Consider the following 15,945-nt stretch of genomic DNA (forward strand, 5'->3'; position numbering starts at 1 on the left):
AGGTTCTGCTCATGCCAATCGTTCATGCAAATGGGATAGAGCTTCATTACACGGAAAGAGGTCAAGGTCAGCCCTTGATTCTACTGATGGGCCTTGGGGCGGACGGCAGCGTATGGGAGGAGCATGTGCGCGCCTATGAGCGGCATTATCGCTGCCTATTGGTCGATAACCGGGGGGCTGGCCGCTCCGGCAAGCCGGAAGGACCTTATACGACACGGATGATGGCTTTAGACACCATCGGATTGCTGGATGCGCTTGGGATCGATCAAGCGCATTTGTCCGGCATCTCGATGGGCAGCGCCATTGCGCAGGAGGTGGCTTTTGCCGCTCCGGAGCGTGTCCGGTCTTTAACGCTGAACTGCTCATGGTCGGAATGCGATGCGTACACGACGCGCATCTTCGAAACCTTCGGAGCAGCTTATCAGGTGATGAGAGCAGATGATTTCCAGAAGCTGTTGCAGCTCATCATTTACACGCCGGCGTATCACGAACAGCATCTTGATAAACTTATTGAAGGTCAGAACAGCGCATTGACGAACGACAATCCGATGCCGGTTCATGCTTTTCAAGCGCAATGCAGCGCTTGCATGTCTCATCATACGACAGGGAAGCTCGGGACCATCTCCGCTCCGACACTGATTACTGTTGGAGACCAAGATGTGTTTACGCCGGTTCATCTATCGTTGTCGATCGCAAGCGAAATTTCCCATGCTGAGCTGAGTATATTTGAAGGCAGCGGCCATACGCATCATTGGGATCGGCTGGAAGATTTTAACCGGATCACATTGGATTTTCTTAACCGTCATTAATGATTTGAATAAAGCTTAAGGAGTGATTACTTTGAATCCCAAACTATCCATTGGTTCTTGGGCGTTCGCTTTCGGTCCATTCGCTAAGTCTCCGTGGCCTTTTACACAAATTTTGCGGTATGCAAGGGATTCCGGCTATGACGGAGTGGAAATCAATGGCTTTGCACCTCATCCGACCCCTTACAGTCATCCGACCAAGGAGAACCGTCAAGCGCTGTTGGAAGAAATTCAATCTTATGGACTCGGAATATCCGGCTATGCGCCGGATTTCACCTCGGTGCCTCCCGACCGATGTAATCAGGAGGATTATTTGGCGCTGCTGAAAACGTATATCGCATTTAGCGCAGATTTGGGCATTGATACGATTCGTGTGGATACGGTCAGCCCGCCGGCCGATTTGTCAGTGGACGCGTATGAGGACAATTTCGCCAGACTCGTTGCTACTTGGCGGGCATCGGCAGAGCTTGCTGCCGAGGCGGGAATGACCATCGTCTGGGAGTTCGAGCCCGGCTTTTGGCTGAATAAGCCAAGCGAAGTGAAGCGCCTTGTGGAAGCTGTGAATCATCCTGGCTTCAAAGTTTTGTTCGATACGAGCCATGCGTATATGAGCGGAGTTGTCGGTGCGCGTCATGCCGGTGAGAAGGAGCTGCTTCAAGGAGGCATAATTGAATATGCGAAGCTGCTCCAAGGTCATATCGGTCATCTTCATCTCATCGATTCAGACGGAACGCTTCACGATGAAGAAACGAGCACGCATGCTGCCTTTGGGGCTGGGAAAGTGGATTTCACCGGTTTTTTATCGGCAATGAAACCGGTAATTTCACCGATGGAATGGTGGTGCATCGATTTCTGTTTCAATGCGGAAGTCGAGGAGTGGGGCCGTCTAGCGATTCCTTTCATCCGCGAGAAGATCAAGGAGGCTGAATAATCGATGACGATCCGATATGGATTTCAAACGTATACATGGCAAATGTCTTTTGCGAAATATGGTAATCGGTTGGACCATATTCTCGATGTGATCGAGCAGGCGGAAGGCACAGGTGTAGAGCCGGAGGTATGTATGCTTGGTTCTTATACGCGGGAGCCGGCTGCATTGCAGGAAGCGCTGGATCGCCGTAACTTGCGGCTCAGCGCCCTTTGTCTCGCGCTCGATTGGCGCGGACCTGAAGAAACGGAGGCTGAACGCATCGAGGCGGATCGGGTCATTCAATACTTGCAGCTTTTCCCAGATACGGTTTTGACGCTAGTTCAGCTTCCGGGCAAGGACCGGAGCGATCTGGAGCAGCGGCAGAAGAATGCGCTGGCTAACATTAATGGTGTTAGCCGCCGAGCTTCCGAGAACGGAATCATTTGTGCGTATCATCCGAATTCGCCAGCGGGGTCTGTTTTCCGCATCGAGCAGGACTACCGGATTTTGCTGGAAGGACTCGATCCCCGGTACTGCGGCTATGCGCCGGATACGGGACATATTGCCAGGGGAGGGATGGATGTGGAAACGATTTTCCGCACGTACCGCTCCCTCATCAAGCATGTTCATTTCAAAGATATGAACACATCGACTGGCGAATGGTCTGCTCTGGGGCAAGGCTCCATCGATCACCTGCGCATTGCGCAGTATTTGAACGCAACGGGGTACGACGGGTGGATTATGGTCGAAGAGGAATCAATCAGAGCGGAAGTGGATCCCAATCAAGTGACATTGGAGAACGGAATTTATATACGAGAAAGACTAACCGCAGCGGGGCAATAACTAATAATCAATCGCTAAAAAACGCCATCCCGCATGATCATGCGAAGGGATGGCTTCTCTTGACTTCAAATTACTTCAGAAGAGGCATAATAGTTGAACTGTGCGTGTTCTTCATGTGCGATTTCGAGTTTAGCTCGTAAATCGCTCATTTCTTTTGCGACTTGAACGAATTGAGCATTGAGAGCGCAGGCCATCTCAAAATCATCTTCACAACTTAGGCGCATAAGCAAGCTATCCATCTGAACCTCCAGCTCATGAATACGAGCAGTCATACTGTCATGAACCGATTGCTGAAAGGCCGATATCGTCGTCAGAGCATATGTCTCACCGTTGCGGGTGTAATGAGCCGAACGGCGGCATGTGCCGCAATTGTTCAAACACCGCTCGACTTTAATGGAGCAGCCGGCTTGCTGCAGCTTGGCCAAGTCATCGCTCAGCTTATGTTGGATAACGTTCGAAAGGCAGAACAGGATGTTGTTAGAATCTCCTAACATGTAAATCACTCCTCTCCGGAGCCGACTATTGCTACCAGTAATGGGCTTCATAAAAGTTCCTAACCCAGCGATGATGCCGGCGAATGTCTTCGAATATAGATTCGGGAAGCTCCGGCCGATCCATTGCAGCGATATTCTCATCCGCATAGGCTGTGATGTGCATAGAGGTAAGGGCTGTCGTAATTCCCGGGTGGGCGGTGACAAACTTGATGGCAAGCTCCGCCAGCGTTTCCGCATACGCCGGAATATACGACCGAAGCCGCTCAACCCGCTGCATATACATATCTCGCGGGATCGAGCCAAAAAACAGCTGCCGGAAATCGCCGTCCTCAAATGTAGTGTCATGAGTCAGGAAGCCGGTCAGGCCGCCCTCATCCAGAATGCAACGGGCGATAACGGCGATATTCGCTCGTTGGCATAACGGCACTAAGCTGTCGAAGGCGAGCGGGTCAAAAATGTTAATGATCGTTTGTACGCTGTCGATATGGCCGCTTTGAACGATGTGCGTCGCCAGATCGTGACGATGGTCCGGCAGCGAAATGCCGATGAAACGCACATGTCCCCGTTCTTTTAAAGCTATCAATTCTTCCATCCAATAATCGCTGTAATCCCAATCCGGCCAATATTGATGCATTTGAACGAGGTCAATGGCATCGAGCCCTAATGCGTTCAGCGAGGCTTCTACGCTTTTGGTAATCGCGCCTTGCGGGTAAGCTCGGTTCACGGGGACCGAAGTCCCCCAACCTAGCGGTTCTTGGGAAAGTGCTTTCGTTGCAATAAAAGGACGGGGACCCTTCCACTGATTGAGCGCTTCGCCGATTAATGACTCGGAGGGGCCGTAGATGCGGGCGGTATCAATCAGGTTAACACCTTTATCGAGGGAATGAAGCACCCCCCGGATGAAATCGCCGTCTTCCAGTCGGCCGAATGAGCCGCCAAGACCCATTGCCCCAAAGCCGATTCTCGAAACATGTACGTCCGAACCTGCAAACGTTGTATATTTCATTGTGCTCACCTCGCCTGCGGGGTGTACACATACTCGCCATTCTTTGTCATGACCGGCCCGTTATCGAAGGCAATTCCCGTCTCGGGATTCACCGCACCGGCTGCGGAATATTGAAGCACCAATCCTTTGCGGGTTGCGCTGCTGCGGTTCGGCGTGCTGCGATGGAACAAAAGCGAGTGAAAGATCACCATGCTGCCGCTTTTCAGCGGAACCGGAATGCCCGGATCTTCTCCAAAGTAGCATTGCCATCCGATATCCGTCTTCTTGTGTTCCACAAAGCCTTGTTTATGGGATTCCGGCAAAACCCAGATGCAGCCATTTTCTAACGTAGCATCCTCCAAGGCGATCCAGCAGGTTAAATAATGCATAGGTTCGATCGGCGCATATCCGTTGTCCTGGTGCCAAGGGAAATCCCGGTTTGCTTCAGGGCGTTTGTACACTGATTGGTCAAAATAGAGCTGGACATCCGGACCCAAAATATCCATTGCGATGGCTGCCATTTTATCCTGACAACAAAACTGTTGGATAGCTGCGCTTTTTTTGTTGAGCTGCGCGTTGAAATTGATTTGCCCAGGGATATTGAGGAAATTTTGACCTAATTTTTGCAATTCTTTTTCGGCTTGATCATCGAGTTCATCAATCCGCGCCGTCACTGCGTCGATCTCCGCCTTCGAAAAAAAATGATCGAAAATAATATAGCCTTGATCCTCGTACTGCTGCAGCTGTTGGTTGGTTAGCATGGTCATTCGCTCCTTCAAGTTGGTTTTAGAAAAGTTGTGATTGTGATTTTATTATGCTTACAGGCCCGATCTTCTCACAATGGCGAAACCGAACTACTTATTGTAAATTTGGAACATTACGGGGGTGCTGTTGGTGCACACAAAGCTTAGTATCCGTGAAAATATGGACTTCTCTTTGTATCATGTCGAGAAAGCCGCTTATGACTCGTTTCACCTGGAAATGGTCAAACCGTATTGGACGGTTTCATTTGTGCTGGAAGGGGAAGTGGAATCAAGGTCGTGCGGTGTGGCGGATATGGCGAAGACGGGGGATGTGATGATCCACCCTCCGAATTTGCCTTTCACGGAAATTGCCGTCGGACCAGGGGTTCATCTGTGGATGCTGATCGATGTACGGGTCATTCCGCAGCTCAGCTTCTTTCAACGGTTTCCCGTAAGCCGGGTCATCACGCTGCTTCACGCGGATAGCTATGCATCCGCCTTTGAGGTGCTGCTCCATTTGTGGAATGAGCCGCCTTCACCGTTGCGTGATTATAAGGGGATTTCGGTTGCGATTCAACTGCTGGGCGACATTTTGGAGAGTTGGATGGTTTCCGGCAGCCCAAGCCGACCGGCCTCAAAGCTTTCTGCCGAGGACCGGTTTCTTCAAGTTGTGAAGCATATGGAGGACAATCTCGACAAAAAGCTGATGAGAGAGGATTTGGCGCAGCTGATGCATTTGCATCCAGGTTATTTTAACCGCGTGTTCAAGCAAACTTACGGCGTGTCGTCCGTGCAGATGCTGAAAATGCTGAGGCTGCGCAAAGCTATGCAGCTGCTGGAGGAGCCAGACAATACACTCGAGCGAATCGCAGCGGTGTGCGGGTTTGGCGATGCCGCCTATTTCAGTAAAATATTTAAGGAAAGCATAGGGAAAACGCCGGGAGATTACCGCAAAAGTATCAAAAGTACAAAAGAAGGCTTTGTATCCACTTGAGCGCATGGCGGATCAATTCGGCTGTAAATTTATCACGCTGCCTGCTAAAGATGTTCCAAAATTACAATATGTTGTTCACATCGTCGATTGTCCGCGGTTTGAACGGTCCCCTATACTTTATGTATGTTCCAACATGACATGTATAAGGAGTGTAGACCATGAGCCGGAACCAATTAGCGGGAAGGGGCAACAAACAAATGAAAAACAGAAATCTCAGGTTTGTATCTTTGATGCTTGCAATGATGCTCTGGATGATCGGTTGTTCCAATGCCAGCACTACGAGTCAAAACGCAACCGCTTCCAACGCACCCAAGTCGCAGACGGACGACATGTCAAAGTCAGCCAAACCGCCAGCGACATTTACTTACTTTAATGCAGCGCGTCCCGGCAAAGATGTCAATACGAACGAAACGACGATCGGTAAAAAATTAGAGGAGCAGACCGGGGTCAATTTTAAAATTGAACATCTGGTCGGTGACATTAACACGAAAATCGGGGTTATGGTTGCCAGCGGAGATTACCCGGATGTGCTTATTCCGGATAGTGCGATGGATAAAGTTCTCGATGCCGGGGCTTTTATTCCGTTGAACGATCTTTTGAAGGAACACGCACCCAACATTATGAAGCTCTATGGTCCTTACTTGGAAATGATGAAGGCTAAGGATGGGAAAATATATCATATTCCGTTCGAGGCGGCGCAGGGCTATATGCCTGACCCTAATCCGACTTCCGGCTTCTGGATTCAGCGTGGCGTGTTGAAGGAATTCGGCTATCCAACCATTACAACACTGGATGAATACTTTGACATTATTAAGCGTTATAAGGAGAAACATCCGCAAATCAATGGAAAAGATACGATCGGATTTGAAACACTGACGCATGATTGGCGATTTTTCACGCTAACGAATCCGCCTATGCATCTGGCTGGTTATCCGAATGACGGTGGCGTTATCGTTGATATGAAGACGCACGAGGCACAATATTACGGCGATGATGAGATTACCAAAAGGTATTTAAAGAAGCTTAACGATGCGAACAATCAAGGCTTGTTCGATAAAGAATCGTTGGTAGCGAATTATGATCAATATTTAGCGAAAATTTCATCCGGCCGCGTTCTCGGCATGTTCGATTATGCATGGCAATTCCAGCCAGCAAGCCAAAGCTTGCTAAAAGATGGCGACGACGATAGAAGATACATTGCTTTGCCTATCGTATTTGACAAGGGGACGAAGAACCAGTATTTGGATCCGCCTACATTTGTTCAAAATCGGGGAATCGGCATTACCGTCAAAGCGAAAGATCCGGTTCGCATTATTGAATATTTCGATAACATGGTGACGGAAGACAATCAAAAGCTCATTAACTGGGGGATTAAGGGTGATACCTACGAGGTAGATGCCAGCGGCAAGTTTACCCGCACACCGGAGCAAATTAAGAAAACGAGCGATCCGAGCTTTCAGCAGCAGTTTGGCATCGAAATTTACGGCTATTTATGGCCGATGATGGGCAACTTCAGCGTATTCGCCGACGGCAATCCGAAAAATCCGAATTTGCAGCCGACTGTTGTGGAACAAGGATATACAGATGGAGACAGAGCGATATTGAAGGCTTATCATGCAAAAGTATTCTCCGATTTGTTCTCGCCGCCCGACGAGCGCAAATGGTATCCAGCCTGGAGCGCAGGGATTGGCAAAGGGACGCCGGAAGAAATATTTGTCCAAAAAAGCGGTGACCTGCAGCGCAAATATTTCCCGAAAATGATCTTAGCCCGCGCAGCCGATTTTGACCAGCAATGGGAAGAATATAGCAAAGAATTCAACAAATTAGATGTCAAAACCTATGAAAATACGATAACCCGAATTGTTAAAGACCGCATTAACGGTAAATGGTAAACGTTTTCACATAGGGGTGAATAGAGTGGCTGATTCCATTGCAAAGCCGGCGTCCCTTAAGCGGACGCTGGCACTTAAACCGACAGGGGCAAAACTTTTTTTCATAAAATTGAGAAATCAAAAGGCTTTAGCCGCCATGTCCTTACCCTTCGTTATTTGGCTGCTTGTTTTTAAATATGTACCCATATGGGGCTGGACGATCGCGTTCCAAAACTTTAAACCGGCGAAAAAGCTTGCTGATCAGCAGTGGGTGGGATTCGATAACTTTAAATTTTTGTTTCTGGACGATGGATTTTACCGGGTTATGCGCAATACGGTGGTCATGAGTTCCATTAATTTGGTGCTCGGCTTTGTGACTGCGATTACGTTAGCTATTTTATTAAACGAGCTGCGCAGGGCAATGTTCAAAAGGTTCGTGCAAACCATCAGTTACCTGCCGCATTTTATTTCTTGGGTCGTGGCGGCAAGCATCATTTCCAGCGCTCTATCGACTGAGAACGGTATCGTCAACATTTTGTTGATAAAGCTGCATGTGATCAACGAGCCTATTCTTTGGTTGGCTGAGGGGAAATATTTTTGGGGCATTCTTGGTGCAGCCGAAGTGTGGAAAAATGTGGGATGGAATACGATCATTTACTTAGCTGCGATGACGACGATCGATCCGACCTTGTATGAAGCGGCAGAAATGGATGGCGCGAGCCGTTTTGGGCGAATTGTACATGTTACTTTACCTGCTTTGAAGCCGATTATCGTTATTTTGCTCATTATGAATTTAGGGAACATCCTGGAATCGGGTTTTGAGCCTCAATACTTGCTCGGCAACGGATTGACAGCAGACTATTCCGAAAATCTGGATATATTCGTTCTGAAATACGGGATCGCGATGGGCAAATTTTCGTTCGCGACTGCTGCCGGCATGTTCAAGACGGTCATCAGTTTTATTTTTCTCTTCTCTGCGAATCATTTGGCCAAGAAATTAGGCCAACCACGGCTGTTCTAAGGGGGGACGGAGACGTGTCAACGAAATCCATTTCAGCAAAAAGACGTGATAGCCGTTTAGGCGATCGTATTTTTGATTGTAGCAACTACGTGTTTATGATGATGCTCATCGTCGTTACGCTTTATCCTTTCATTAATATGCTGGCGATTTCCTTGAATGATGCCAACGATTCGATCAGAGGAGGCATCTTCCTCAAGCCGCGAGTGTTTACTTGGTATAACTACGAGTATGTGTTCAAGGAAGCGAGTATTTTTCATGCGACACTTGTTTCCGTGTTGCGGACCGTGCTTGGTACCGTTATATGCGTATTTTGCTCGGCGATGGTAGCTTATACGATCAGCAGGCAGGAGTTTGTGCTGCGTAATTTCGTCACAATCGCTTTTGTATTGACGATGTATTTTAACGGGGGATTGATTCCGAATTATTTGCTGATCAAAGAGCTTCATTTGCTTAATAGTTTCTGGGTGTACATTATTCCGGGCACGGTGGGCGTGTTCAATGTCATCGTGATCCGCTCCTTTATTGAGGGGCTTCCGGAGGGGATATTGGAAAGTGCGCGTATGGACGGATGCGGTGAATTTGCTACATTTATGAGAATCGTCCTTCCGCTGTGTACGCCGGTGCTTGCCACCGTCTCGTTATTTGTTGCGGTCTGGCAGTGGAATTCTTGGTTCGATGTGTTTCTTTATAATTCATCGAATATTGATTTAAGCACATTGCAATATGAATTAATGAAAATTTTGCAAAGCTCGAACGCTTCCATGTCGCAAAAATCGGCTGCAGATGTGTTCAGCAATGTGGCCGGACAAACGACGAATCAGGTTACGCCTCTTGCCGTCCGAGCTACTATGACTATTGTAGCAAGTTTGCCGATCATCGCGGTTTACCCGTTTTTGCAAAAATATTTTGTGAAAGGCATGACCTTGGGCGGCATTAAGGGTTAAGGAGGGTACATGAAAGTGGCTGATCCCCATATAAAAAGAAGAGACTATCGTGTGAGTGGTCCTGAAAACAAACGCGCACAGGAAAAAGGACTGGCAGAAGCGGATTGGTATACTTGTCCGATTCCTCGCCAGCGGCTTAAGGAGCTGATGAAACGAAAAGACGGGCCGGCGATTCGAGACACAATCATCTGGTTTGGCGCGCTTATCATAATGGGAATTATAGCTTACTATTCTTGGGGAACATGGTGGGCGATTCCGGCATTCGCACTTTACGGCATTCTATACGCAACTCCCGGTGATTCTAGGTGGCATGAATGCGGTCATGGGACAGCTTTCAAGACGCCCTGGATGAATGAAGTTCTGTATCAGATCGCATCCTTCATGGTTTTGAGGTCGGCAACACCAATGCGATGGAGTCACACGCGTCATCATACCGATACGATCATCGTAGGCAGAGATCCGGAAATCGTAATGGAGAGGCCACCGATCTGGAGAATTTTGTTTTTGCAAATTTTCCATCTCTATGGGGGGCCGCAAGAGTTCTACAAGTTTTTCCTACATTGCTTCGGTAAACTCGATAAAGAGGAATATGCGTATATTCCTTCATCGGAGCATCGCAAAACATTTCTAGAAGCTCGTATATACTTACTTATTTATATGATTATCCTCATATGGTGTATGCAAATGGGAAGCCTATTGCCGGCCATGCTTGTCGGCTTACCTTCCTTTTATGGCATGGTTATCGTTCTTCTCTTCGGTATGACCCAGCATTTGGGGCTGCATGAAGATGTGCTGGACCATCGATTGAACACACGTACGATCTACATGAATCCCATCCTTAGGTTTCTTTACTGGAATATGAACTATCATGTCGAGCACCATATGTTCCCCATGGTACCTTATCATGCTTTAGCAGAGCTGCATGAAGAGATCAAAGGGGATTGCCCGCCGGCTTCCCGCGATTTTGGGTCTGCCCTCAAGGATGTAATCATAGCGCTTGTGAAACAAAGGAAGGACCCTGCTTATACGATCGATCGCCCATTACCGGATGCTGCATGTCCTTATAAATTCGGCACAGATGAGGCAACGCATGGAGTGGAGCGAGTTGCAAATTGAACTATCCCAAAAGCTGGAGGAGTCATGAATGGAACTTAACGGTTGGATTGAAACATGTACTGCAGAAGATATCGACCAAGAGGATGTGCGGCGATTTGACCATGGAGACCGTACATTTGCTCTCTATCGAACGGATAACAACGAGTTTTTCGCGTCAGACGGCTTTTGCACACATCAAAAAATTCATTTGGCGGACGGCTTAGTTATGGGCCATGTCATAGAGTGTCCGAAGCATAACGGCCGATTCGATGTGAAGACTGGAGAGCCCAAGCGTGCGCCGGTTTGTGTCAAGCTTACAACTTACCCTGTCAAAGTGGAGGCTGGCAAAGTGTATATTAAAATCGATTGAGGTGATGGGGAACTATTGTAACACTAGTTTAACGACTTATAATAAGAGGCCTAATGCAGCGTTGCGCATTAGGCCTCTTAAGTCATCGCCGCCAATCTTTAGTAAGGCTCTTTCTTCCATCTCACTCCATGTCTCAATACTTGAAATTGTGCTACAATATACTCTTGATAACTAGGAACCAAGTTGTTAAGAGAGGTCCAATGACGATGATTAATAAACCCGGCAAGCATGGGCCTGTATATCACCTGCCTCCGTTAGGAGAACCTCCCCCTCTGAGCGTCCAGTTCTTAGGGGTTAATTACTGTGATACGGATTACCGCAATATTCGAAAGATTGCACAAATTACCGTTTTCGGTTTTGTACTATCAGGGCAAGGCAGTGTTCAGGTCGGTCCCCAAGCCTATATGGCTCGTCAAGGAGATTTGTTCATCCTACCTGCAGGGTATTACCATGAAGTTGCCTCAGACCTAGACCACAAGGAGCAATGGAGTTATATATGGCTAAACATTAGCGGAAGCTGGATTCTGAAGATGCTTGAAGCCTACCAACTGCTTTCCCATGTCGTGACGTCCAGCAGCGGATTGGAGTACTTGTTTAAAGAGGCTATTGAAAGCGCTAAACAAAAAACAGTAGAAGAAATGCAAAGTGAGCTGCAGATCATCCTTATGCGAATCATTGTCAGCCTCTCCGAAACTTTACGTAAAAGAGGGGAAGCGTTAACATCAACGGTTCAAGCTATAAAGCAATTTTTGGATAACAGTATCCTTCATCCTTTCGATCCGACCCAGCTCTCTTCACAAATGGGCATTTCCAATAAGCAGATAAACCGCTTGTTTAAAAGAGAAATCGGAACTACCATCTATAACTATGTCATATCCAAAAAGATAGAATCCGCTAAACTGATGCTGCTCGACACCCATCTGACCATAAGTGATATTGGTTATAAGCTTGGATATGTCGATCCGCATTATTTTTCGAACCTGTTCCAAAGCAAAACCGGAGTGAGACCAAGCGCTTTCCGAAAGCAATTTATTAAAATTCAATAAACATGCCGCGAATTGTTCAGGAATTGAGAATGATTCTTCACGGCATGTTTTTGTTTTATGAAAAAGTAATGGACGTCCATAATCCTCACCCGTTGTACCGCTTATTCTATTAAAAAGTTCTACAAACCACGATATACTTAATCCAGATTATTTTATGAAGGGAAAAATACAATGAACAGTGATTTTATTACTCAACCACCTCATCCTGAAACGGAATGGTCCGCCTGTACAGGCTATTCTGAATCTGCAGTAATAATAGAACGAATTTTGGATGTCTCTCTAAAAGATGCCAGTATTTGCACAGGACCGGATCATATGTACTATATGACCGGATCGACAGAGGGCTCAAGCTTGCAGGTATGGACGTCCGCAGACCTAAAAACATGGACGGGGCCAGCCGCCGTATGGAGCTTGGAGCAAGAGGGTACGTGGCAAAAGGAGAGCGAGGGCTCCTCTGGTATTTGTGCTCCGGAAATACACTATTTAAAAGGAGCGTTCTGGATCACATACGGGTTGAAACAAGGCGGCACCGGTTTGCTCAAAAGCTTGTCCGCCTCTGTCCTGGGCCCTTACCAGGATATGGGGAAGATAACAGATGACGGGCAGGATGCCTCTTTATTTGAGGATGAAGACGGTGTTCTGTATTGGATTTATAGCAATGGCAAAATTGCCAAAATGAAAGAGGATAGGACCGGCCTTGAGGAAATTCCCCGAATGGTAGAAGTGCAGCCTTGGAAGGTCGCGGGGCGGGAGGATCATCCATCGTACATACGGAATCTGCAGGTAGGAAGTTACGGGGCTTTTTTATACAAGCGGGATGGGTACTACTATATGTTTTGTGCAGATGCGCTTGAGAGGATGGGCAGCGATGCTGTAGACACCTTTGTAGCGGTGAGCCAATCGATCTATGGTCCCTACAGTCGGCGGTATTTGGTACTTCCCCATGGCGGACAAGTCTCCCTATTTACCGGTCCGGACAATCAGCTGTATGCATCTTTCACTGGCTGCGGAAGCTATTCACCGGTGGAGCATTATCCTTCCATTGTACCCATGTCCATTGCAGGCCCTGGATTCATTAGACCAATGGAGGGAACTGTGCTGGAGAAGGGAGCTGTGGGAAGTCTTAGACCCGTCGGGGATTTCCTGATTCGGGATCCTCATATTAGCACAGGACCGGATGGGATGTATTATTTGACGGGGACAACAGATAAGCCGCATCGAAATTTTTGGGAACGCAATAATCAGCTTCACTTGTGGAGCTCAAATGATCTGAAGGAATGGAACCATGTGGCCAAAGTATGGGATTTATCCGAGAATGGCACATGGGAGAACAACATTTATGAGAATCCTTGTCTCTGGGCCCCGGAGATGATCTATCTGTACGGAACATTCTGGATTACTTATTCGCTAAAAGGCGGAGGCACCGGGTTGATTAAAAGTGTATCTGGACATGCAGAAGGACCGTTTATCGATATGGGTCGCATGACGAATACGGATATTGACTCCAGCCTGTTCCAGGATGAAGATGGACAAGTGTATTTTGTTTGGCAGGACGGCAAGATTGCCAGGATGAAGAAGGATATGACGGGTTTTGCCGAAGACCCCCGCAAGCTTTTATGCTCAGATGGACAGCGAGTTGGATATGAGGGTGCATTCATCGTGAAGTACCAAGGGAAGTATATTCTTGGTGCGGCGGAGTGGAATGGGGATAAACGCGTGGACGGTACGTATGATTTGATGTATGCCGTTGCGGATGATTTGTACGGCCCTTATACCCCAAGACGATTGGCGGTACCTCACGGAGGCCACGGAACGATGTTTATCGATAATGACGGCAGACTCATGTCTACAATTTTTGGTAATGATCGGACCGCTCCATTTCGGACTCGTGTGGGAATTGTCCTGCTGGGGGCCGAAGAGGATGGAGAGGGGCTATGCATAGAGCCTTGTTGTGAGTAATATAAAAACATGAATCAAGCTCATGATCGGGCTGGATTCATGTTTTTTTCTACTATTCGTGAAATGGAAAGGAGCTGCCGGTCCATGAAGTTTTTCTCCGTAAAAAAGTTGGTTTCACCTACGGTAAGCATCCAGGGGAAAATCTTTGTCGCATTCAGTCTGGTTACTCTGATTGGAATCGTTGCTGTGACAAGTATTGTTTATTTGTACATGAGAGAAACGGTGAAGAATAATGCAATTACTTCCGTTACCGAAAGCATACGCCAGGCGGACGAATCCTTAAATCTCCGATTGGAGGAGGTGAGCCGATTAAATACGGTGGTCGCTACCAATAAAACGGTGCTGGATACACTGTTAAGTAAGACAGAGGAACCAAGCTACGAGTGGTTCCAGGAACAAAAGCGGATTGAGGAGTTTTTATCCGCTTTAATTGCCTACAAGCCTTACATTTCACGCGTTGCCGTCATAGGGTTGAACGAAAAGGTGTTTTTTGTCGGATCCCCATGGCTCGACAAGAACATTTTATACACACCGATGATGGATTATTTACTTCAAAATGGCTCAGGGCATGCTTATTTTCATCAAACCGGTTTCAGTGACTCCATTGTGACCGGGCGCGAGCTCCGATATAACCGTAATTTAATCGGTATGGTGATGTTCGATCTGAATGACGAGTTCATTAACAAAATATATGATGTCAAACCTACATCGGACAGTATGTTATATGTGGTTGATAGGAACAACGAATTTATTTATCAACCCCAAACAAGCGTCTTTGACAAGGCAGTGATCACTTTGCTCAATCAGGAGATGTCCGGTTCAGATGGTTCGGTTGAAAGGGTCATCGGACAGAAATCTTACCTGGTCATCACACGGAAATCGGATTATACGGGATGGTCCACAGTGGCACTCGTTCCTATGAAGTCTCTCTTAACTGAAACGACGCGGATCCGAAATGTATTAGCCACAGTAGCCATTGTTGTGTTTATCATTATCGTCATCGGTACTTTACAGGTTTCCTCGAGAATTACAAGAAATATTCGAAGGCTGAGATCTATGATGATGCATGTCATGGAAGGCAATATGACGCTCCCGGCTGTCGAAATTCATTCTAAGGATGAAATAGGTCAGCTCTATCAAGTTTTCAAAAGTATGGTAGAGGAATTAAAGCGTTTACTTGAGGGAATCGTGACGACTGAGAAGGAGAAGCGTGAAGCGGAGTTGGCTGTTTTGCAGGCTCAAATTCGCCCCCATTTTCTTTATAATACGCTTAATACGGTAAAGTATTTGGCCAAACTGAACGGGGTGCCGAATATTGTTGAGGTGTCGGAATCCTTAATAGAGCTCATGCGCGGTGTTTTGGGGAATACGAATGAATTTCTTTCCCTGCAAGAAGAGCTGCAGTATGTCCGCAGCTACGTCAATATTGAAAAATACAAATATGTGGAACCCATCCATGTGAAAATAGAAGTCGAAAATGAAGAGCTTTTACAGTTCAACGTGTTGAAGTTAATGCTGCAGCCTCTTGTGGAAAATGCCATCATTCATGGGCTATCCTCCTCGGAGCACGAAGGCCTGGTATTGATTCGCATCTATGAGGAAAACAAAGAACTGAGAATCGAAGTGAGAGATAACGGCAAAGGGATGTCAAAGGAACAGATCGATGCGCTGTTTGAAGCGAATAAAGTCCAGACGAACACACGCTTCAGCGGCATGGGAGTTCGCAATGTGCACGAGCGCATTGTTCGACTGTTCGGGGAGCCTTACGGCGTGTTTCTTTATAGTGAGCCAGATACCTATACCACTGTACAGATCAGATTTCCATTGGTGCCGGGTACGGATCGAATAGAGCAGGAGGAATGAG

Annotated in this window: 15 protein-coding genes; 12 read left to right on the forward strand and 3 right to left on the reverse strand. The window is 47.3% G+C overall.

The window, feature by feature from the left end; genetic code table 11:
* The first annotated feature begins 11 nt into the window (after positions 1-11).
* The 3 genes from AC58U0_RS10600 to AC58U0_RS10610 are packed head-to-tail and all read left to right on the forward strand — an operon-like array spanning position 12 to position 2,559.
* Complete coding sequence (locus tag AC58U0_RS10600) at positions 12-809, forward strand: alpha/beta fold hydrolase (protein ID WP_497378968.1); 798 nt, start codon at positions 12-14, stop codon at positions 807-809.
* A 31-nt stretch (positions 810-840) separates the two neighbouring features.
* Positions 841-1,737, forward strand: a complete 897-nt coding sequence (locus AC58U0_RS10605; RefSeq protein WP_497378969.1) for a sugar phosphate isomerase/epimerase family protein — start codon at positions 841-843, stop codon at positions 1,735-1,737.
* 3 nt (positions 1,738-1,740) lie between these two features.
* A complete protein-coding gene (locus tag AC58U0_RS10610) occupies positions 1,741-2,559 on the forward strand; it encodes a sugar phosphate isomerase/epimerase family protein (protein ID WP_497378970.1) in 819 nt (272 codons plus the stop codon).
* Positions 2,560-2,624: 65 nt separating this feature from the next.
* Here the strand turns inward: AC58U0_RS10610 and AC58U0_RS10615 are convergent, their stop codons facing one another.
* Genes AC58U0_RS10615 through AC58U0_RS10625 form a run of 3 tightly spaced genes read right to left on the reverse strand, consistent with a single transcriptional unit; the run spans position 2,625 to position 4,799 of the window.
* The gene (locus AC58U0_RS10615) at positions 2,625-3,053 is read right to left on the reverse strand and encodes a hypothetical protein (protein WP_497378971.1); all 429 of its coding nucleotides are present in this window, start codon (positions 3,051-3,053) and stop codon (positions 2,625-2,627) included.
* Between the two features lie 31 nt (positions 3,054-3,084).
* A complete protein-coding gene (locus AC58U0_RS10620) occupies positions 3,085-4,059 on the reverse strand; it encodes an aldo/keto reductase (protein ID WP_497378972.1) in 975 nt (324 codons plus the stop codon).
* Positions 4,060-4,064: 5 nt separating this feature from the next.
* Positions 4,065-4,799 carry a phytanoyl-CoA dioxygenase family protein gene (locus AC58U0_RS10625; RefSeq protein WP_497378973.1) on the reverse strand — a complete coding sequence of 245 codons (735 nt, stop codon included), beginning with the start codon at positions 4,797-4,799 and terminating at the stop codon, positions 4,065-4,067.
* A gap of 133 nt (positions 4,800-4,932) precedes the next feature.
* Here AC58U0_RS10625 and AC58U0_RS10630 point away from each other — a divergent pair, with 133 nt between their 5' ends.
* From AC58U0_RS10630 to AC58U0_RS10670, 9 genes are all read left to right on the forward strand, one after another.
* Positions 4,933-5,775, forward strand: a complete 843-nt coding sequence (locus tag AC58U0_RS10630) for a helix-turn-helix domain-containing protein (protein ID WP_497378974.1) — start codon at positions 4,933-4,935, stop codon at positions 5,773-5,775.
* A 197-nt stretch (positions 5,776-5,972) separates the two neighbouring features.
* The gene (locus AC58U0_RS10635; protein WP_497379167.1) at positions 5,973-7,667 is read left to right on the forward strand and encodes an ABC transporter substrate-binding protein; all 1,695 of its coding nucleotides are present in this window, start codon (positions 5,973-5,975) and stop codon (positions 7,665-7,667) included.
* A 67-nt stretch (positions 7,668-7,734) separates the two neighbouring features.
* A complete protein-coding gene (locus tag AC58U0_RS10640; protein WP_497379168.1) occupies positions 7,735-8,667 on the forward strand; it encodes an ABC transporter permease in 933 nt (310 codons plus the stop codon).
* A gap of 95 nt (positions 8,668-8,762) precedes the next feature.
* Positions 8,763-9,611, forward strand: a complete 849-nt coding sequence (locus tag AC58U0_RS10645; RefSeq protein WP_497379169.1) for a carbohydrate ABC transporter permease — start codon at positions 8,763-8,765, stop codon at positions 9,609-9,611.
* A gap of 15 nt (positions 9,612-9,626) precedes the next feature.
* Complete coding sequence (locus AC58U0_RS10650; protein ID WP_497378975.1) at positions 9,627-10,727, forward strand: fatty acid desaturase family protein; 1,101 nt, start codon at positions 9,627-9,629, stop codon at positions 10,725-10,727.
* A gap of 28 nt (positions 10,728-10,755) precedes the next feature.
* Positions 10,756-11,076: a MocE family 2Fe-2S type ferredoxin gene (locus tag AC58U0_RS10655; protein ID WP_497378976.1), complete on the forward strand. Its 321-nt coding sequence runs from the start codon at positions 10,756-10,758 to the stop codon at positions 11,074-11,076.
* A 200-nt stretch (positions 11,077-11,276) separates the two neighbouring features.
* Positions 11,277-12,122 carry a helix-turn-helix domain-containing protein gene (locus AC58U0_RS10660; RefSeq protein ID WP_497378977.1) on the forward strand — a complete coding sequence of 282 codons (846 nt, stop codon included), beginning with the start codon at positions 11,277-11,279 and terminating at the stop codon, positions 12,120-12,122.
* 171 nt (positions 12,123-12,293) lie between these two features.
* Positions 12,294-14,081 (forward strand): family 43 glycosylhydrolase, encoded by a 1,788-nt coding sequence (locus AC58U0_RS10665; protein ID WP_497378978.1) that lies wholly within the window; start codon positions 12,294-12,296, stop codon positions 14,079-14,081.
* An 84-nt stretch (positions 14,082-14,165) separates the two neighbouring features.
* Positions 14,166-15,944 (forward strand): cache domain-containing sensor histidine kinase, encoded by a 1,779-nt coding sequence (locus AC58U0_RS10670; RefSeq protein WP_497378979.1) that lies wholly within the window; start codon positions 14,166-14,168, stop codon positions 15,942-15,944.
* The last annotated feature ends 1 nt before the right edge of the window (position 15,945 follow it).

Source organism: Paenibacillus sp. J31P190 (assembly GCF_059692075.1).